The sequence below is a fragment of the Geobacter sp. AOG2 genome (assembly GCF_019972295.1).
Taxonomy (GTDB): Bacteria; Desulfobacterota; Desulfuromonadia; order Geobacterales; family Pseudopelobacteraceae; genus Oryzomonas.
The window spans coordinates 3,821,468-3,839,133 of record NZ_BLJA01000001.1 but is presented as its reverse complement, the minus strand read 5'-3'; the positions used below and the strand labels follow the sequence as shown (position 1 = coordinate 3,839,133).

General features: G+C 60.0%; 18 protein-coding genes. 9 read left to right on the top strand and 9 right to left on the bottom strand.

All coding sequences use genetic code 11. The annotated features are described in order from the left end of the window. Nucleotides 1–380: 380 nt before the first annotated feature. A complete protein-coding gene (locus tag LDN12_RS17435) occupies nt 381–5,705 on the top strand; it encodes a PAS domain-containing protein (protein WP_223923921.1) in 5,325 nt (1,774 codons plus the stop codon). Between the two features lie 93 nt (nt 5,706–5,798). Here LDN12_RS17435 and LDN12_RS17430 read toward each other — a convergent pair whose 3' ends face one another. The 3 genes from LDN12_RS17430 to LDN12_RS17420 all read right to left on the bottom strand — a co-directional run bounded on the left by LDN12_RS17430 (nt 5,799) and on the right by LDN12_RS17420 (nt 7,269). Then, complete coding sequence (locus LDN12_RS17430; RefSeq protein ID WP_223923920.1) at nt 5,799–6,326, bottom strand: glycine zipper family protein; 528 nt, start codon at nt 6,324–6,326, stop codon at nt 5,799–5,801. Beyond that, entirely contained in the window at nt 6,323–6,751 is a 429-nt protein-coding gene (locus LDN12_RS17425) for a hypothetical protein (protein WP_223923919.1), read from the bottom strand. The genes LDN12_RS17430 and LDN12_RS17425 overlap by 4 nt, the downstream gene beginning before the upstream one ends. Nucleotides 6,752–6,927: 176 nt before the next feature. After that, nucleotides 6,928–7,269 carry a DUF3024 domain-containing protein gene (locus tag LDN12_RS17420; protein WP_223923918.1) on the bottom strand — a complete coding sequence of 114 codons (342 nt, stop codon included), beginning with the start codon at nt 7,267–7,269 and terminating at the stop codon, nt 6,928–6,930. A 255-nt stretch (nt 7,270–7,524) separates the two neighbouring features. On the opposite strand from LDN12_RS17420, the gene LDN12_RS17415 reads away from it, so the two are divergent. Then, nucleotides 7,525–8,277 carry an SDR family NAD(P)-dependent oxidoreductase gene (locus tag LDN12_RS17415; RefSeq protein WP_223923917.1) on the top strand — a complete coding sequence of 251 codons (753 nt, stop codon included), beginning with the start codon at nt 7,525–7,527 and terminating at the stop codon, nt 8,275–8,277. An 89-nt stretch (nt 8,278–8,366) separates the two neighbouring features. Here LDN12_RS17415 and LDN12_RS17410 read toward each other — a convergent pair whose 3' ends face one another. Beyond that, nucleotides 8,367–8,660 (bottom strand): NIPSNAP family protein, encoded by a 294-nt coding sequence (locus tag LDN12_RS17410; RefSeq protein WP_223923916.1) that lies wholly within the window; start codon nt 8,658–8,660, stop codon nt 8,367–8,369. A gap of 376 nt (nt 8,661–9,036) precedes the next feature. Here LDN12_RS17410 and LDN12_RS17405 point away from each other — a divergent pair, with 376 nt between their 5' ends. Beyond that, a complete protein-coding gene (locus tag LDN12_RS17405) occupies nt 9,037–9,228 on the top strand; it encodes a hypothetical protein (RefSeq protein ID WP_223923915.1) in 192 nt (63 codons plus the stop codon). Nucleotides 9,229–9,260: 32 nt separating this feature from the next. Here LDN12_RS17405 and LDN12_RS17400 read toward each other — a convergent pair whose 3' ends face one another. From LDN12_RS17400 to LDN12_RS17390, 3 genes are all read right to left on the bottom strand, one after another. Beyond that, complete coding sequence (locus LDN12_RS17400; RefSeq protein WP_223923914.1) at nt 9,261–9,800, bottom strand: PilZ domain-containing protein; 540 nt, start codon at nt 9,798–9,800, stop codon at nt 9,261–9,263. A 223-nt stretch (nt 9,801–10,023) separates the two neighbouring features. Beyond that, nucleotides 10,024–11,412, bottom strand: coding sequence for a ParA family protein (locus LDN12_RS17395; protein ID WP_223923913.1), 1,389 nt, complete (start codon nt 11,410–11,412; stop codon nt 10,024–10,026). A 138-nt stretch (nt 11,413–11,550) separates the two neighbouring features. Then, nucleotides 11,551–11,994 (bottom strand): thiol-disulfide oxidoreductase DCC family protein, encoded by a 444-nt coding sequence (locus LDN12_RS17390; RefSeq protein WP_223923912.1) that lies wholly within the window; start codon nt 11,992–11,994, stop codon nt 11,551–11,553. Between the two features lie 176 nt (nt 11,995–12,170). On the opposite strand from LDN12_RS17390, the gene LDN12_RS17385 reads away from it, so the two are divergent. The 3 genes from LDN12_RS17385 (at nt 12,171) to LDN12_RS17375 (ending at nt 13,470) form a co-directional block, all read left to right on the top strand. Then, nucleotides 12,171–12,362, top strand: a complete 192-nt coding sequence (locus LDN12_RS17385; protein ID WP_223923911.1) for a hypothetical protein — start codon at nt 12,171–12,173, stop codon at nt 12,360–12,362. A 155-nt stretch (nt 12,363–12,517) separates the two neighbouring features. Then, on the top strand, nt 12,518–12,871 hold the full coding sequence (locus LDN12_RS17380) for a PilZ domain-containing protein (protein WP_223923910.1): 354 nt from the start codon (nt 12,518–12,520) through the stop codon (nt 12,869–12,871). A 317-nt stretch (nt 12,872–13,188) separates the two neighbouring features. Continuing rightward, entirely contained in the window at nt 13,189–13,470 is a 282-nt protein-coding gene (locus tag LDN12_RS17375) for a hypothetical protein (protein ID WP_223923909.1), read from the top strand. A gap of 217 nt (nt 13,471–13,687) precedes the next feature. Here the strand turns inward: LDN12_RS17375 and LDN12_RS17370 are convergent, their stop codons facing one another. Then, on the bottom strand, nt 13,688–14,110 hold the full coding sequence (locus LDN12_RS17370) for a bacteriohemerythrin (RefSeq protein ID WP_223923908.1): 423 nt from the start codon (nt 14,108–14,110) through the stop codon (nt 13,688–13,690). Between the two features lie 375 nt (nt 14,111–14,485). Beyond that, a complete protein-coding gene (locus LDN12_RS17365) occupies nt 14,486–15,475 on the bottom strand; it encodes a zinc-dependent alcohol dehydrogenase family protein (RefSeq protein WP_223923907.1) in 990 nt (329 codons plus the stop codon). A 398-nt stretch (nt 15,476–15,873) separates the two neighbouring features. Between LDN12_RS17365 and LDN12_RS17360 the strand changes: the two genes are divergently transcribed. The 3 genes from LDN12_RS17360 to LDN12_RS17350 all read left to right on the top strand — a co-directional run bounded on the left by LDN12_RS17360 (nt 15,874) and on the right by LDN12_RS17350 (nt 17,602). Beyond that, nucleotides 15,874–16,164, top strand: a complete 291-nt coding sequence (locus LDN12_RS17360; RefSeq protein WP_223923906.1) for a coiled coil domain-containing protein — start codon at nt 15,874–15,876, stop codon at nt 16,162–16,164. A gap of 64 nt (nt 16,165–16,228) precedes the next feature. Continuing rightward, nucleotides 16,229–16,846 carry an outer membrane beta-barrel protein gene (locus LDN12_RS17355; RefSeq protein WP_223923905.1) on the top strand — a complete coding sequence of 206 codons (618 nt, stop codon included), beginning with the start codon at nt 16,229–16,231 and terminating at the stop codon, nt 16,844–16,846. Nucleotides 16,847–17,008: 162 nt separating this feature from the next. After that, nucleotides 17,009–17,602: a nitroreductase family protein gene (locus LDN12_RS17350; RefSeq protein WP_223923904.1), complete on the top strand. Its 594-nt coding sequence runs from the start codon at nt 17,009–17,011 to the stop codon at nt 17,600–17,602. Nucleotides 17,603–17,666: the final 64 nt, after the last annotated feature.

Below are 17,666 nucleotides of genomic sequence, written 5' to 3'. Positions count from 1 at the left end.
GATGTCGGTGAGGCACCGCGTTACGTCGTGCAATCAATTTTTTTCCACATGGTTATCAACACATGTGGAAAAAAGACAAAAAAAATCCGAATAGCCTTATGCCGGGGATGACGCCTGAATGGTCGCCACCATTGCACGATCCTGGAGGTGGGACACAAACGTTGCTCATATTCCCCGTCGGTTACCGTCATATGACGTTTTTAGCGCTCCTCCGGTGTGAATCCGATCTTTTCTGAACTATCCGCTTGCTATTGGTTTTTTTTATTTTGTGTGCTAATTTTTCTTTGATTCACGAGTCTCCGACCCACCAGAGAGGCGCATCGGCTTTAGCCCTCACCACGGGGCCGGAGCGAAACCTCACCAGACCAAGGCGCACCACCATGTCCATCAAGAAAACATCATCCTCGGAAAAAAGCAGCGCGGCCTCCACTGCGGAAGCACCACCACCCTGCCTCGTCGTCGCCATCGGCGCCTCCGCAGGCGGTCAGGAAGCCCTGGAGCAGCTCTTTACCGCCATGCCCACCGACTGCGGTGTCGCCTTCGTGGTGGTCATGCACCTCCCGGCAAGCGGCCCGTCGTTTCTGGCCGAGATGCTGGGCCGCTATACCACCATGGAGGTCGTGACGGCCGAGGACGAGATGCCGCTGGCTCCCGACCGGATCCACGTGATCCCGGCAGGCAGAGGGCTGACCGTGAGCGGAGACCGGCTGCTGCTCCACCTTGCCGACCCCGCAGAGCCGCTCAGGGCGCACCATCCCATCGACCGCCTGTTCCACTCCCTGGCCGAGGCGCGGGGAGGGAACGTGATTGCCGTGGTCCTGTCCGGTTTCGGCACCGACGGGACGGTGGGGGCGCGGGCGATCCGGGCGGCGGGCGGCACGGTCATCGCGCAGGACCCGGCCTCGGCCGTCAGCCCCGCCATGCCCCGGAGCGTCATTGCCGCCGGTGCGGCGAGCCTGGTCCTGCCGGCGGAGGCGATCCCGGTGAAGCTCGCCGAGATCGCCCGCGGGGTCTGCAGCCTCGCCGCCCAGGCCTGCCATCCCGCCACCATGGAGGACGACCTGCACGCCATCTTTACCGTCGTGAAGGCCGTCACCGGCCACGACTTCAGTTCCTACAAGACAAGCACCGTGATCCGGCGCATCGAGCGGCGCATGGCGGTGAACGACGCGGCGGGGATCGGGAAGTACATCGCCCTGCTGCGGAAAAACCACCAGGAGGCCCACGCCCTGTGCCAGGACATCCTCATCGGCGTGACCGGCTTCTTCCGCGACCCGGAGGCGTTCGACACCCTGCGCCGGGAGGTCATCCCGCGACTGTTCGCGGACCGGGACCCGGATGACCCGGTCCGGATCTGGCATACCTGTTGCGCCACCGGCGAGGAGGCCTACTCCATGGCCATGCTGATCCGGGAATACCTGGACGAGCACCGGCTTGCCGCCAGGGCGCAGATCTTTGCCACCGACATCGACGAGGTTGCGGTCGCCCAGGCCCGGGCCGGCCTGTACGACGACGCCGCCGTATCCGACGTGGGCGAGGAGCGCCTGAAGGCCTTCTTCACCGGGGGCGACGGCCACTGGCAGGTGGCGAAAGCCCTGCGGGAGATGGTCGTCTTCGCCCACCACAGCCTGATCAAGGACCCCCCGTTCTCGCGCCTCGACTTTCTGGCCTGCCGCAACTTCCTCATCTACCTCAACCCGGACATGCAGAAACGGCTCATCACCCTGTTCCACCAGGTCCTGAAACCGGGGGGCGTCCTCTTCCTCGGCAGCGCGGAATCGGTGGGGCACCGGAGCGAGCTGTTCACCACGCTCGACAAGAAGTGGAAGATCTTCATCCGCCGCGAAGGTGCGCACCGCGTCGAGAACCCGTTCCCCCTCGCCACGTCGATCCGGCTGCCGGGGAAACAGCGCCCCGCCCGCCCGGCCGAAATCCGGGAGCCGTCCCCCGACGCCATGGCCGACCGGTTCCTGGTGGAGCGCTACGCCCCGCCGGGGGTGGTGATCAACGAGAAGTACGAGGTGATCCATACCTCCTCCCGCACGGGCCGCTTCCTGGAGGTCCCGGTGGGCGAGCAGAGCCGCGACATCCTGAAGATGGCCCGGGAGGAGCTGCGGCCGGCCCTGAGGGCGGCGATCTACAAGGGGTTCGCCGAGCAGGGCGAGGTGAACTTCCGGGGCGTGAAGGTCAACGACGGGGACGGGACGACGGTCAATATCCTGGTCAAGCCGCTGGGCGCCTCTCCGTCGGGCGGGAAGCTGCTGATGGTCGTCTTCGAGCCGGCCGCCTCGTCGGCCGCCCCATCGCTCCCGGCCGGGGAAGAGGAGGCATCCGAGGGCGAGACCTCGCGGGAACAGTTGATCCGCCAGCTGGAAGAGCAGTTGCACATCACCCACGAACAGCTCCAGGCCACCACCGAGCAGTTGGAGAGCTCCAACGAGGGGTTCCTGTCGGCCAGCGAGGAGTTGATGTCCATCAACGAGGAGTTCCAGTCCGCCAACGAGGAACTCCAGTCCACCAACGAGGAGTTGGAGACCTCCAAGGAGGAGTTGCAGGCCCTGAACGAGGAGCTGGTGACGGTCAACGCCGAATTGCAGGGCAAGGTTGAGGAACTGAACCAGGCCAACAGCAACATGGAGAACCTGCTGGCCACCTCGGGGATCGCCACGATCTTCCTCGACCGCAGGCTGGACCTCAAGGGCTTCACCCCGGCCGCCGCCACCCTCTTCAACCTGATCCCGGCCGACAGCGGCCGCCCCTTCCGGCACTTTGCGGGCAAGATCGATTGGCCCACCTTCACCCGCGACGCGGAGACCGTCCTGGCGGGGCAGCCCTTCGCCGAGCGCGAGGTGACGACCCTGGACAGCGACCGGTGCTACCTGAAGCGCCTCTTCCCCTACCGGACCCCGGCGGGGGTTATCGACGGCCTGGTGGTCACCCTCATCGACATCACCGAGCGCAAGCGGATGATCGATGAGCTGCGCAAAAACGAAGAGCGGTACCGCGGTCTCGTGGAGACCGCTCCGATCGCCATCTTCATCAACCGCGACAACCGCATCGAATACGCGAACCGGGCGGCGCTGGAGCTGTTCGGGGCCGACGGCGCCGCCGTTATCGGCCGGACGCCCTATGATTTCGTCCACCCGGATTTCCATGCCGCCATGACCGAGCGGATCAAGACCCTCCTGCGCGGCGGCGGTGTACCGCTGACGGAAACCAGCGTCCTGCGGCCGGACGGCAGCGAGCGGCAGGTGGAGGTGGCGGCGGTGACCTTCGTGGACCGGCAGGGGGTCGCCATCCAGGTGATGATGCACGACATCACCGAGCGCAAGCGGGCCGAGGCCGAGGCGGCCGAGAGCAGGACCAAGCTGGAGGCGGCCCTTGCCAGCATGAACGACGCCCTGTTCATCACCGATGCGGAGGCGCGGTTCGTCGAATTCAACGACGCCTTTGCCACCTATCTCCGGTTTCGCAGCAAGGACGAATGCATCACCTCCTTTGCCGAATACTCCGACATCCTGGAGGTGTTCCAGGCCAACGGCGAGCCGTCGCCCACGGAACAGTGGGCGGTCCCCCGCGCGCTCCGCGGAGAGTCGGCCACCAACGCGGAGTATACCTTGCGCCGCAAGGACACCGGCGAAACATGGACAGGAAGCTACAGCTTCGCCCCCATTCGCGATCGGGACGGCGTAATCGTGGGGTCGATAGTGACCTGCCGGGACATCACCGAGATCAAGCGTGCCGAGGCAGAGTTGCAACGTACCAGGGACGAATGGGAACTGACCTTCAACAGCGTTCCCGACCTGATCGCCATCATCGACCACCACCACCGGGTGGTGCGCGTCAACCGGGCCATGGCGGAGCAGCTCGGCCGGACGCCCGAGGAGTGCGTGGGCCTGCGCTGCTACGAGGCGATCCACGGGTCGGACCTGCCGCCGGGATTCTGTCCCCACGTCCGGACCCTTACCGACGGCGGGGAACACCGGGAAGAAGTATATGAGGAGAGCCTGGGCGGGGACTATCTCGTCTCCACGACCCCGCTTCTGGACCACGCGGGGCTGATGATCGGGTCGGTGCACGTGGCGCGCAACATCTCCGAGCGCAAGCAGGCCGAGGAGGCCCTACGGGAGAGCGAAGAGCGGTTCCGCACCCTCGCCGATGCCATACCCCAGCTTTGTTGGATGGCAAACGCCGACGGCTGGATAACCTGGTACAACCAGCGCTGGTACGAGTACACCGGCACCGGCCCCGAACAAATGGAGGGTTGGGGATGGCAGTCGGTCCACGATCCCCAGGTGTTGCCACAGGTCGTTGAACAATGGCAGGACTCGATCGCTACCGGTAAACCGTTCGATATGATATTCCCCCTCCTCGGTGCGGACGGCGTGTTTCGCCCTTTCCTCACGCGGGTGATGCCACTGCGCGACCGGGAAGGCACGGTGGTCCGCTGGTTCGGCACGAACACCGACATCTCCGAGCAGCGTAAAGCCGAAGCGGCACTGCAACTGGCGAAGGAGGCGGCCGAGTCGGGGACCCGGACCAAGAGCCGTTTTCTGGCCAACATGAGCCATGAGCTGCGAACTCCCATGACCGGAGTCCTCGGCATGCTCGACCTCGTCCTATCCGGCAATCTTGAGGCTGAACAACGGGAATTCATCTCCGCGGCCCACACCTCGGCCGGTTCACTGCTCAGGATCTTGAACGACATCCTTGACCTGACCAAAATCGAAGCGGGCAAGCTATCCATTGACCCGAAACCGTTCTCCATCCGGGAATGCGTAAAAAATGCGGCAAACATCTTGTTCCCGGCCGCGAAGAACAAGAAAATCACCCTCACGTTTACCGTGGCCGATGCCGTGCCCGATACGCTGATCGGTGACCAGACCCGGCTCAGTCAGGTATTGACGAACCTGACGGGTAATGCGATCAAGTTTACCGAGGTGGGCACGGTGGCAATCAACGTCTCAACAGGCGACAGCACCGACGGCGGGGGGAGGGAGGTCATCTTCGCCATTACCGACACCGGCATCGGTATCCCGGAGGACAAAAAGAACCTTCTCTTCCGCGAATTCAGCCAGATAGACGATTCCCACTCCCGTATCCACGGCGGCACCGGCCTGGGCCTGGCCATCAGCAAGGAGATTGTGGAGCGCATGGGGGGAAAGATTACCTTCAAGAGCGAAGAAGGGAAGGGAAGCACCTTTTTCTGCTATATCCCGTTCGCCGAGGCGGAGCCGGAGCGCGATACCGCCCCCACGCCGCAGAAGACCGCGCCGACAGCGGCGACCCCCGGTAGCGGAGCGCAGGCAAGCCCGCGTCTCCTCCTCGCCGAGGATGACCAGACCATCAGAAAGATGCTTGGGGTAATGCTCCGGCGAACCAACTACGAGATCGACCTTGCCGAAAACGGCCAGAAGGTGGTCGAGATGTGGGAGGGAGGGGAGTACGACCTGATCCTGATGGACGTGCAGATGCCCTACATGAACGGCTTTGAGGCCACCGGCGCCATACGCGGAAAGGAACGCAGCCGCGGCGGTCATATCCCCATCATCGCCATGACGGCACATGCCCTCAAGGAAGACGAGGAGCGATGCCTCGCCGCCGGCATGGACGCCTATATCTCCAAACCGATCGACTTCAACGCGTGCCGGGAACTGATCCGGGAGACATTGGCGAAGGCGGAGTCTGAGGAAGGGGCGGTGTAGGGGGTATAAAGTTTATAGGACAAATGGGACCGATGGGACTTATAAAAGGCTTATTTGTCCCATTTGTCCCATAAATCCCCTGGCCCGGCCAGCTTATTGTTCCGGCGGCACATAGTCGGGCGGTACGGATGACGGTGGCGGCGGAGTGGTGCGTTTCCGTATCCGGTACTGGTGCACCGCGCCGGGGATTTCATTACCTTTGGAATACATGCACTGCACATAGGCGTAGTCGTATCTCCGCTGGGATTCCCAGCCATATTCCTCACCGGAGCCGGCACCCACAGCCGTTCCCATCAAGAGCCCGCTGCCCGCGCCAATGGCCGCACCGGCACCCGCATGGCCGCTGGCCGCCCCCAGGAGCGCGCCGGCGCCGGCACCAATCATGGTCCCGACCGCAGCCCCCTTAACCGTATTGTCCTGAGCGGTCTGCTGGGCCGTCATGCCTATCTGTTGTTCCGCCCAGCGCCTGCACACATAGTCATCGGTCTGGAATTGTTCGAACGATTTTCCCGCCCCCGGCAGCACGAGCACGCTGGGGCCCGCCGGTATGGTCGCACAACCGCTCACCACCAGCACCGCAGCTACTGCCGCCCGCATTCGCATGAATTTGATAAGTATCATTTTTCTCCTCCCCCCTCCGGCGGATTTGCAGGAGGAACCACCTTCAGCCAACCCTTCGGGCACTTTTTGACATAGGGATAATATCCCTGCGGGTCCGGACAGAAATACCAGTAACTCGGCGTTTCCTCCTGGGGCGCGGGATCGACATAAATCTCGGGCGGCTGCACTACAACGGGCGGCGAGGGGTAATAGGGATAATAATAGTAGGGGTAATAGGGATAGGGATAACCCGCCCACCCCGGCCCCCACCATCCCGGCCCGATATAGACCCCCACCCCGCCGTGACCGCCGCCATAGCCGCCATGCCCGAAACGCCCGCCTCCGCGCACCACCACCTGCCCGCCCCGGTCGGCCTGCGCCGGCAGGGCGTGAACCGCGGCTGTCGCTATCAGGAGTACCGCCAGTATGCGAATGAGCTTTTTCATACCAGCCACCTCGCGTCATCCATGATCTCTCAAATGCCTTACTTTATTATACCCCTCTCCTAAAGATAATGGGGCACAAAAACGAATGCCCCCGGCATTGCTGCCGGGGGCTCTGCTGTTGCTGGCGTCAGGATCCATGGGATTCATAGGTCCTATAAGTCCAATAAAGATTCCGGTCAGTCCCAGAAGATGCCGGTGGGATCGGCCGCCACCTCCGCGACCAGCTTTTCCAGGCTGTCCCGGTTACGCCCCGTGGGGTACGGCTGGCGCCGGTTCTTCCGGTCGTACCAGTACAGGGTCCAGACCTTGAGGTCCGGGACAAACTCGAACTGGGCCACGTTCACGCTGTTCATGATCGATGGGTCGATAAACAGAGGACGGGTCTCCACCAGGGTCACCCGGTTCCCCCGGACCTGGCAGGCGACCGTGACCGAATCGCCGCTCCGCGTCCGGCAGAACGGTTCCAGCACCTCCCCCACCCTTGTCAGTTCCTCATCGGGCAGCGCCATCGTCAGCATACCTTTCCCTGATTTCACCCATGGCCTGTTATCGCCCGAAACCGGACCGTTTTTCAATGAGAAACTTCCCGAATCCTATTTGACCCTTCCCGAGCCCGCCTCAAATGTTTTGCGCTCGCGTAGCGAAAAAAATGTGGCACACTGGAGAAACAGGCAAGCATTCCGCACGATCATGCCTTCACCCGGGACGTGTGGGGGCGTATAGTAGGATTATGACATGAACAGCCCGACACTAACCTGAGAAAGGAACCGCAAATGAGCATCGCACTTGTAACCGGCGCCAGCCGCGGCCTGGGCAAGAGCATCGCCCTGCACTTGGCCGACGCAGGCAATGACGTCATCATCACCTACAACAGCAAGCAGGCCGAGGCGGCGGAGGTTGTCGCCAAGGTGACGGCCGCGGGCCGCAAGGCCGTAGCCCTGCGCCTGGACGCGGGGGACCACAAGGGTTTCCCTGCCTTCGCAGACAGGGTCAAAACAGCCCTGGCACAGACGTGGCAGCGAAACGACTTCGACTTTCTGGTCAACAACGCAGGCGTCGGCGTCAACGCACCCTTCGCCGAAACCACCGAGGAGCAGTTCGACCTGTTGATGAACATCCATTTCAAGGGGGTGTTCTTCCTGACCCAGCGGCTTCTGCCGCTCATCAAGGACGGCGGGAGGATCGTGAACATCTCGTCCGGCCTGGCCCGGTTCTCCCTGCCCGGCTACAGCGCCTACGGCGCCATGAAGGGAGGCATCGAGACCCTGACCCGCTACCTGGCCCTGGAGTTGGGGCCGCGGGGGATCGCCGTGAACGCGGTGGCCCCCGGCGCCATCGAGACCGACTTCGGCGGCGGTGCGGTGCGGGATAATGCCGAGATCAACCGCTTCATCGCGTCCCAGACCGCCTTGGGCCGGGTCGGCCTGCCGGACGACATCGGCGGCGCGGTGGCCGCCCTGTTGTCCGACGGTTGCCGCTGGATCAACGGCCAGCGGGTGGAGGTCTCGGGAGGAATCCACCTCTGAGGGGGGAACGGGGTTGGGAGAGAGATTGACAGAAGTTCCATACCGGGCAAGTCCCCTGGGATTCAAGGGTCCTGGGGGACTTGTGCGCCTTACAGGACCGGCTCCGCAAAGTATTGTTCCATCCTGGCGATCAGGCGCGCCGGGTCCGGCTCCATGGCCCGCCTCTCGTCCGAGGCGAAATACGCTTGGTCCTGCTCTTCCCAGTTTTTGTCCCCTTCGTACCTCTGAACCCATACAAACTGGTTGGTGGCTTCCACGGCCCACGCCCCGATTATCCTGAAACCGAGCTTTTCCCTGAGCGGCCGGATCTTCCCGCGCCACTCTTCGACAAACTGGTGCAGGCAACCTTTATTGATGGTATAGATACGTATCTGTTCGCGCATGATGACACTCTCCTTTCCCGGTTGTTTCGAGGAGTGAAGAATCCCGGTCGCGGGCGCACGGTCGTGTTCCCCGAATCGGCCCGGACAGTTTAGCACGTCTCCCGCAAGGATACACCACCCGGCAAGCTCCCGCGGAGACCGAAACCATCGAAAACCTGGGCCAGCCATTGTTCAGCCAAGCTTGCCCGCGTCGATAGCCTGTTGGTCGGCAGGCGTACGTTTGTTCAGACAAAGGCCGTAACGGAGTCCAGGAAAATCGTGCGGCAACATTTCTTCGAACCGGAAAACGGAGGGATCATCTCTGGGAAGGATTGAGAGGCATACTACGACCAATAGGATATCTACTATTTCACGGGACTTGTGAGGAGGAAATACCATGTACATCGCCAGAGACAAGAACAACGACCTGTATCTCTTCAACGAAGCCCCTCACCGGGGAAAAGAATGCTGGTGGGCTCCTTCGGGGCTCGACGGCACCTACCTCCGCCTCGATAAATCCCTTTACCCTGAGGTCACCTGGGATTCCGAGCCGTTACGGGCAGAACTCGTGACGGTCCCGCCGCCCTGATCCCCGCGGGATCCTATGGAAGAAACGAACCGTTACCGGGAAGTGCAAACACAGTCCGTACCCGCAGCGCAGCCCGGCCGGAAGCGGTTCCCTTGCCGATGCGTCCTTATGATATCCATTTCCCGATGCCCGATCTCTTTCATCTCCGGGTCATCGAAATCGCACAATTTCCCCACCAACTCTTCCCATTCGTGCCTGATGAATGCCGGCGCCTGGAATAACTCGTTAAGGGAGGTAAACAATAACGCATGGAGATGGTTCTGTTCGGTGGGGTTGTAAAAATAAATCCCCATGGCGACGGACCCATCCTGCTCTTTCTCGGCATGGACACACATGCCGGTAAACCACAGTTGTGCACCTCCGGTAACCGGCAGAAGAACCCTCACGGTGTCGTTTTTCTTTGGAGGATCGTCAGGAATAACGGCTGGGGGAATTATGACCTTCATCCCAAGGGCGCAGTAATTGACCACCTGCGATTCCAGGGAACGGTCTTCTCCCAGCAAAATGGTGGTCGTGGCCAGTTTTTTCGGCAATAGTTCGGAATCGTACCGAATCGCATGTCTCTGATCCATATCTCACCCCTCCTTGTCTCTTTCCATTACGTTATTACAACGATACCACAAGTCTCTCAGCCCCGATGTGACGGTTTTGAAAACATTTCGTAACCGGCCCGAAACCATGGTTGGCAATGCTGTGTCAAGGGATTCGAAGAGGAGGGGGAAAGAGCGGCTGAGGGGTAGAGAAACGGCGGGTTCCGGCAGGGGAATTCCCGGTTTTCGTGCGAGCCCCCCTTGCTCAGGAGAGGCCGGCAGCTCCGCTGATGACGGACTGCACGTGGTGGACGGCGCGGTACTGTTCTTCCCCCAGGACCGATTCGGGGTATTCGGGATCAACCGGGTGCACGGCCAACCATGCGCCCGTGCCCTCTCCGGGCAGGGCTCCGCTCAGCAACTGCATGAGCCGGTCATAGGTTCCCACGGCCTCCCCCTCCCCCGGTTCGTCCAGGCTCAACTCCTTCTGAAACTGTTGTTCACCTTCGGCGTCGAACAGCCGGATATCGACCCGGTCTGAGTCGCCGACCCGCCTGGAGCGAATCAAGGTTACCTGTTTGCGGGCCTTTTCGGCGACCACCAGGCGGGCTATGCCGTACCCCTGGGAATCGCGGGTCAGTCCGTAGAGCGCGGCGCAGAGCACGTCCACAAAGCAGGAACTGTGCAGAAAGCCGCGCCGGGTCCAATCCGATGTCTCGTAGTAGAAGCCGCGTCCCTCGGGATGCTCCGCCAGCAGCATTCCGCAGATCAGGCAGCGCTCCGCCAGCCCTTCTGCGCGCACCGGAAAATCCTGCATCGGCCTGAACCCCTGCTCGGCCGGTCCGGGCAGGTACAAAAAGGATGCGCGGGGCGCGGGAAGGGCATCCAGGGCCTTAAGCACGTCCAGGGCGATCTCCCGGAACTGTCCGTGGACCTCCGTCCCTCTGGCATGAGTCAGGATCGGATAGATCTTACCGTCCGGGTTGGTGGTAAGGCTCTCCACCTTGGGACTTTTGGAGATGCAGATATCCAGGCAGCGGTAGCCCCGTTCTGCGGCGAAAGCCCTCAGCAGGGTCTTCTGGTCCCTGGTGTCCCCCTCATATTTGATCCGCTCGTCCACCAGGCAGGGGATCAGGGCCAGGGCCTCCCTCTCCATGCCGCGCCGCTCCGCCAGGGCGATGATGTTCTTGCAGTTCTCCATGCTGGCCATGTCCTTAACCGGGATCAACACCCGGTCGGCGGCGTAAAGGGCATTCTGGGTCAGGGGATTCAGGTCGGGACGCGTATCGATGATCACCACGCCCGGCAATCCGGATTCCGCCAGCAGGCGCGTCAGGGTCATGGGGTCCGTGAAGCGGGCATGAAGGGCATTCAGGCCGGCGGAGGAAGGGATATAGCCGACGCCGTACTGGCCGCTACGCACCAAGCTACCGGCCGGTTCCCCCTCCAACATCTCCAGAACGGAGCCTTCCGACCTCTGCCCATCCCGGGCGAACATCCGGTCAATGGTGAAGTGGTTGTCGAAGGAGAGGATAGTGACCGGCAGGTTCTCTCGCAGGGCCTTCAGGAATACGGCCAGATTGCTGGCCAGGGTGGTCTTGCCCACCCCCCCTTTTTCCGAGGAGATGGTTATGATGTAGGGATACGGCTTCATTCGCGTGTCCGGCGTCCATAGTGTGGTACGGCTTGTCGTGTCTGGCGGTTCTCATTATAACCCACGGGACCGTCGGATGCCATGCCCGTTTTTCTTCTCAACGAAAAAACCCTTTTTTTTCACATTTCCTCGACAAAATCACGGGCGCCCGCCTCCGTTAGCCGACCCTCCCCCGTCGGTCCGGCAGGAACCGCTCGTGCAGTCCCGGCGACGTTTCGGAAGATAGACCCGGAGGCGGGCAAACACCCGGTAAAAGAGCCTGGCCAAGGGGTTCACCAGCGGCAGAGTGATCAGGACGCCGCACAGGCCCAGGAACCGCGAGGCCGGGAAGGCCTGCCAGATGGCCCAGAAGGCGTCCACCCCGCGGTAGAGCCGGCCGGAATTATCCAGGACGTGCATCTGGTACATGAAATCCGCCAGGGTGATATTGTAGGGGGAGGCGTCGAAGTCAGGCGAGCTCACATCCACCAGGATCAGGCGACCCGCCCGGTCCTTGCGCCCGTATCCCTCCACCTCGGCATTGCAGACCGGGCACGAGCCGTCGTAGAAGATGCGTATGGGAAAATCGGGCTTGGCGCGCATGGAGAGGAATCCTTTCTGCCGAGGTTCGTGTCCCGGGATTATCCGTATGGAGCACCACTATACCTCAAAGGCACCTCGTCAGGGCGATCAAATTGTGAACGATCCCGACAATTCGTGATATGATAAAATTGTTAACATACATCCACGCGGGATCGCAAGAAACGGAGGTAATGGATATGGCACGCTTCTACGACGCGATGAGCGATTCTGACGCGAGGCGGATAACGGACCTCCTGAAAGAAGGAGGCATCGAGTATTCGTTACAGATCCTGGGCGAAGGGGCCAAGGTGAAGGAGGTCATGGTGGCCGAGGAGGACCTGGCGGCTGCCGAACGGCTCCTGGACAGCCCGGCGCATCACAACACCTGAAACGGCCCGCTTTTCATTCGAGGCTACGGACGGTAACAATGGGCGGGGGGCGCCCCCTGATGCCCTGACGCATCAAACAATTGGAATCTTTTATGTATCATGTTATGTTAAAAAAAGGCAGCATGTAGACACGATCTAAGTGAGGCGACATGACCGTGAACACGAGAAGATTTTCGAGGGTCGAAGTCTCGGCACAGGCGACCATCGAGTACGGTGAACAAACCATATCCTGCGAGATTATGGAGATCAGCTTGCGGGGCCTGTTCATAAAAACCGACGCAAAAATCCCCGTCAATCAGCCGGTACATGTGAAAGCCAGCTATTTTCAGAGGGAATTTCAATTCCCCGCCACGGTAATCTACGAGAATGATCAGGGATTGGGACTAAAAATCAACGAGATTGACCTCCCCTCTTTCATTCAGTTACGTGAACTCATCGCTTCGAAGATCGAATACCCTGACGCCGTCATCCAGGAAACAATCATTATGGCCGATCTCATCACCGGGTAGCCTGGCAGGAGGAGCCAGCGGTAGAGAGAAATGTGCACGGTCGTTGCGGCTCTATCAAAATGATACAAACTAAGGCTTCCGGGAATGTTCCGGGAGCTTTTTTCATGTGAAAACGGTTAGTTCGCACACAGCTCCGTTTACGGTCATATCTTTCACAAAATCGAGAGTGTTAATTTTTTTAACATACTGTTTTTTCTATTGAAAATTGAATATGTATTGTGTAAACTGAATATATTACATTATCCATGTGGACGCGGAAACAAATCAGATGATATGTCAATAGCAGCTCAGGCTGCGTATGAGGAAAGGTGAAACCGATGCCGAGATTCAAAGTGGCCCATGTGAAAGAACAGGGCGCAGACCTTATAATATTCCCACTGGACCCTGCTTTTGGCTCTAAAAACAATGAAGAGCAACAGGAGATCATTAAAGAATTGCAAACGCACACACAAGGCGCCGGTCTTGCCGGCACCGTGGTGCCGATCTGGAAAAAAGGCGACTGCTTGTTTTTCAACGCCCCCCGGAATTGGCACCCCTTTTTAAAAAAGCTGAGCTGGAACGATGCCATAAAAAACATAAACAAAGAGATTTACTGGTAAAAAAGTTTCAAGGTTCAGAAAAGACGAAGGAGAACCGGAAGGGAAGACGGACCGCGGGTGGGTGAAGCGTTGTCCAGAATCATACAAAGAGAGGCCCGCGGGACTGATCCGGGGGCCTCTCTTTGTATAATAACGGGGCGTAACGAATTACACCGTTTATGTGGCTTTTGCGACTCTACGAAACGTATCCCCCAATGTCACTCCTCAACGATGTTCCTCAAGGATCCTCCTGGGCGACCGGCAACAACCCCTGGGCAAAGCGCCCATATCCGGCATCGGTCTTGAGGATATGGTCGGTTAGCCAGCCATTGAGAAATTGCAGGACCTCAAAAGACAGGTCCGCTTTTTCCTGGTAAAAGTCCTTCTGAAATTCCATAATCCTTGTACTGAATTTTTTGTGTTCCTCGCAGTGCTGGGGGGCATCGGGGTAGTCGTGTACCTCCATCCAGTGTTCTTCGGCGGCAAAGTGATAGCCGGCATAATTGATCAGTTCGTCAAGAACCGCCCCAAGCTCATCGCGAGGCGCTTCACAGGTAAGGCCGTCATAGGTCATGTTCAGCAGGTCCACAAGGAACTTGTGGTGGTGGTCGAATTCTTCGATACCAAGTTCAAATGTGGCGTTCCATTCCAGATAAGGCACGATACCTCCTTCTTATGCCGCTTTTATTCGCCGTCGGCAAGCCAACGGTCCCGGCCGTGATGTTTTCCACCGGGGCCGGTTTCTCTCCACCACGTTCCATATCACCACGACTGCGGAAAATACAGTAGTATCTTACCAATTAACTCAAGAAAATACAAAGGCTCCGCGCCACCCCCTGCCATTCCTCCGGGACCTGTTCCCACAGGCTATGCTGCCACGCTAAAAGTGCCGTCAAGGTGATTAGCGCGGTTTGCTTCGGCAGCGGAAAGAGCAGGCACGGAGTACTCGTGTCCGGCTCACACGCCAGGGAAAAGAGAATGGGGGGCAGGTGTGCATGTACTTTGCCGGAATGCGCAACTGCCCCTCTCACCCCCGTTACACCGTCACCACTATCTTGCCTTTCTGCTGGTTGGACTCCATGTACCGGTGGGCTTCCACAATACTCTCCAGCGGGAATGTGCGGTCGATGACGGGTTTCAGCGCGCCGGATTCGAGGCCGCTGTAGACGAAGTGCTTGCCGCGGGCCAGCCGTTCGGGGTCCTTCACGATCTCGAACAGGGTGTACCCCCGCACGGAGAGTCCTTTTCCCAGCGCCGCGAACAACGGAAAGGGCGTCGGCTCGGGCGACAATGCGCCGTACTCGAAGATCGTCGCGCCTTGACCGGCGGCGGCGGCAAGCGTTTCCAAGAGCGGCCCGCCCACGGGGTCGAAGACCATGTCGACGCCTTTCCCGGAGGTAGGGGCCATGGCGCCCGCAACCAGATCTTCTTCATCGGTCACGATGACGTGATCCGCCCCCGCGCCCAGGAGAAAGGCCTTCTTCCCTCTGCCCCGGGTGGCGGCGACGGCGGTGGCCCCGACGGATTTTGCGATCTGGATGGCGGCCAGGCCCACGCTGCTGGTCGCCGCGGTGATCAGTACTGAGCCGCCTTTCTGCAATTTGCCGAATTCGACAAGCGCCCCGAAAGCCGTCAGGTACTGCATCCAGATCGCCGCCCCCTCGACCGGCGACAGCCCCGACGGATACGGGACCGCGGCATAGGCCGGCACGATGGCGCTTTCGCCGTAGACCCCATAGGCGCCGACGGAAAATGAGGGTATGGTGCTTACCCGGTCGCCGATCTTGACGCTGCCGACGCCGGGTCCCACGGCGTCTACGGTTCCCGCCGCTTCATAGCCGAGCCGCGAGGGAAGGTTGGGAGCTTCCAGATACCGTCCCTGCCGGAACATGACCTCGGCGCGATTTAAGCCGATGGCCTCGACCTTCAGGCGAATCTCTCCCTCTCCCGGCTCCACAAGGGGCAACTCCTCGATCCTGAGCACCCCGGCATCTCCTGTTTCATAAAAACGTACTATCTTCGGCATGGTGTTTCTCCTTTATGGTATAATTTCCGTGGAATGGGTATCCATCCTCTGTCGTCAAGGTAATTGTACCACTATATGAAATTGTCGCAGGAGTTCTTCGGGGGGCTTCGGTTCCCGGCGCCACTGTCTGGGGCACGCGTAAAGACGCGGGCGAGCATATCGTCGCCGATCCCAAAGGGTTCGCCATATATGGCGGATATGTCAAACTTGACGGCTTCCCGCTGACGGCTTTTCCCCACCCCGCGCACGTGCCTGGTTTTTATCCCGCACATCCGGCCCGTTACGTGCACCGCGACCACCGCCCTCCTCCGGCATGCTCATTGCGTTACCAACCCCTGGACCGAGGCGGGCACTATCGCACTGTCCGCCATTATTTGAATGAACCGGAGGTGATTGTCATGAGTGATCGACGAAAGGCGTATGAGGAAAGACTCGATGCGCAATTGAAGGAATGGAATGCGCAGATCACCCTGCTCAAAGCCAAGGCGGAAAAGATGACGGCCGATATGAAGGTCGAGTACTACAAGGCCATCGAATCCTTGCAGCACAAGCAGGGCGAAGCAGGGATAAGGCTGCGCGAACTAAAGGCATCCGGCGATGAGGCCTGGGAAGATATGAAGACCGGGCTGGAAAAGGCCTGGACGGAAGTCAAAGCCGCCTTCCACGAGGCGACCTCGAAGTTCAAATAGTTCCACCCAGGGCGCCCTGTAGTTGCTATGTGGACGCCTACGAAAAAACATGGAGGTAAAGAGCATGAAAAAGGAAATGATTGCGGCATGTCTGGTGTTGGTTTGCAGCTTGGTTGGCACGAGTGCCATGGCGGCGGACGCGAATAGTACGGAGAGTATCAAGGACAGATTTGGCATAACGGGCGAAATCGGCTTCCTGGTGCCCGCGGACAGCGATGCGGTCGGCACCGGCTTCGTGATCGGAAGGGGGCATACGGATACGGGCTTCGTCGGCGGCGGCGGCCTTATCTACGGCATTCTCAATAATTACGCGGCCGAGTTCGAGGTTACCCATACCGGCTTCGGTACGGATGCTGGTACGGATTTCGATACCACCAATATCTCTCTGGGGGCACAGTACCGCTATCTCAACCTCCCGGTCAAAAAGTTGGTCCCCTATGCCGGGTTCGGGCTGGACATCCTCGTCAATGGCGCCAATAACGGCCTGGATGTGGATACCGTGGCAGGGGTCCATGTGAAGGCTGGAGCGGATTATTTCCTTCTGCGGCAACTGGCCCTGACCTCCGAGATCAAGGGGGTTATCGCCCCGAACGCCGATATCAAGGCCGGTGGCGCCAAGGTAGGTGAGTTTGATCCGGACAGTTTTTCCATGACGTTCGGTGTGCGGTATTTCTTCAACTGATTTCCGTCCGGAAAGGGTTCTTTTCCGCCCATGCGGCGACCGAGATTCCCCGAGCCGGTCAGTTAATCCGTTGACAAAGATATCCGGACCATAGCACAATCGCCCATTGTTTCCGCAATGGGCGTTTTTTTTTGAAAAGCATCTTCATTGGAGGGTTGGGACATGAGAATTGCCTTTATCTGCCTGGTGGCCGCCTTGTTGTCGGCGGGGGCTGTTTCGGCCAAAGCGGCCGACACGGCGAAAGATACGTTTTCCGTCATCCATTCCCGGAAGAGCGTCCGCTCCTTTACCGGGGCGACGGTCGGTACGGAAGACCTGGACAAGATCATCCGGGCCGGCATGGCCGCGCCCACAGCCGTCAACAAGCAGCCGTGGTCGTTCGTGGTGGTGACCGACAAGCAGAAGCGGGATGCCCTGGGTGCCGGTCTGCCGAACGCGCGGGGTATCTACAAGGCGGGGGCGGTCATTGTCGTCTGCGCGGAACCGGAAATAGCCAACCTGAAGAGCAAGGACTTCGCGGTCATCGACGCCTCGCTGGCCAGCGAGAATATCCTGCTGGCCACCGAGGCGCTGGGACTCGGCGGGCACTGGACCGCCTCATATCCCTATGAGGAAAAGATGAAACACGTGCGCAGTGTGCTCGGCATACCGGCCAACGTCATCCCTCTGAACGTCATACTGATCGGCGTCCCGACCGGCGAGGACAAGCCCAAGGACAAGTACCGGAAGGACAAGATCCATTTGGAGAAGTGGTAGCGGGGCATTCGCTCCCGGTCCGGCCGGGACGACGTACAGATACAAAGGGAGGTAGGCCGAGGTC

What these genes read in the sequence shown, in the direction of transcription:
- LDN12_RS17435 (WP_223923921.1), top strand. Translation starts at nt 381, where the DNA reads ATGTCCATCAAGAAAACATCATCCTCGGAAAAAAGCAGCGCGGCCTCC.
- LDN12_RS17430 (WP_223923920.1), bottom strand. Translation starts at nt 6,326, where the DNA reads ATGATACTTATCAAATTCATGCGAATGCGGGCGGCAGTAGCTGCGGTG.
- LDN12_RS17425 (WP_223923919.1), bottom strand. Translation starts at nt 6,751, where the DNA reads ATGAAAAAGCTCATTCGCATACTGGCGGTACTCCTGATAGCGACAGCC.
- LDN12_RS17420 (WP_223923918.1), bottom strand. Translation starts at nt 7,269, where the DNA reads ATGCTGACGATGGCGCTGCCCGATGAGGAACTGACAAGGGTGGGGGAG.
- LDN12_RS17415 (WP_223923917.1), top strand. Translation starts at nt 7,525, where the DNA reads ATGAGCATCGCACTTGTAACCGGCGCCAGCCGCGGCCTGGGCAAGAGC.
- LDN12_RS17410 (WP_223923916.1), bottom strand. Translation starts at nt 8,660, where the DNA reads ATGCGCGAACAGATACGTATCTATACCATCAATAAAGGTTGCCTGCAC.
- LDN12_RS17405 (WP_223923915.1), top strand. Translation starts at nt 9,037, where the DNA reads ATGTACATCGCCAGAGACAAGAACAACGACCTGTATCTCTTCAACGAA.
- LDN12_RS17400 (WP_223923914.1), bottom strand. Translation starts at nt 9,800, where the DNA reads ATGGATCAGAGACATGCGATTCGGTACGATTCCGAACTATTGCCGAAA.
- LDN12_RS17395 (WP_223923913.1), bottom strand. Translation starts at nt 11,412, where the DNA reads ATGAAGCCGTATCCCTACATCATAACCATCTCCTCGGAAAAAGGGGGG.
- LDN12_RS17390 (WP_223923912.1), bottom strand. Translation starts at nt 11,994, where the DNA reads ATGCGCGCCAAGCCCGATTTTCCCATACGCATCTTCTACGACGGCTCG.
- LDN12_RS17385 (WP_223923911.1), top strand. Translation starts at nt 12,171, where the DNA reads ATGGCACGCTTCTACGACGCGATGAGCGATTCTGACGCGAGGCGGATA.
- LDN12_RS17375 (WP_223923909.1), top strand. Translation starts at nt 13,189, where the DNA reads ATGCCGAGATTCAAAGTGGCCCATGTGAAAGAACAGGGCGCAGACCTT.
- LDN12_RS17365 (WP_223923907.1), bottom strand. Translation starts at nt 15,475, where the DNA reads ATGCCGAAGATAGTACGTTTTTATGAAACAGGAGATGCCGGGGTGCTC.
- LDN12_RS17360 (WP_223923906.1), top strand. Translation starts at nt 15,874, where the DNA reads ATGAGTGATCGACGAAAGGCGTATGAGGAAAGACTCGATGCGCAATTG.
- LDN12_RS17355 (WP_223923905.1), top strand. Translation starts at nt 16,229, where the DNA reads ATGAAAAAGGAAATGATTGCGGCATGTCTGGTGTTGGTTTGCAGCTTG.
- LDN12_RS17350 (WP_223923904.1), top strand. Translation starts at nt 17,009, where the DNA reads ATGAGAATTGCCTTTATCTGCCTGGTGGCCGCCTTGTTGTCGGCGGGG.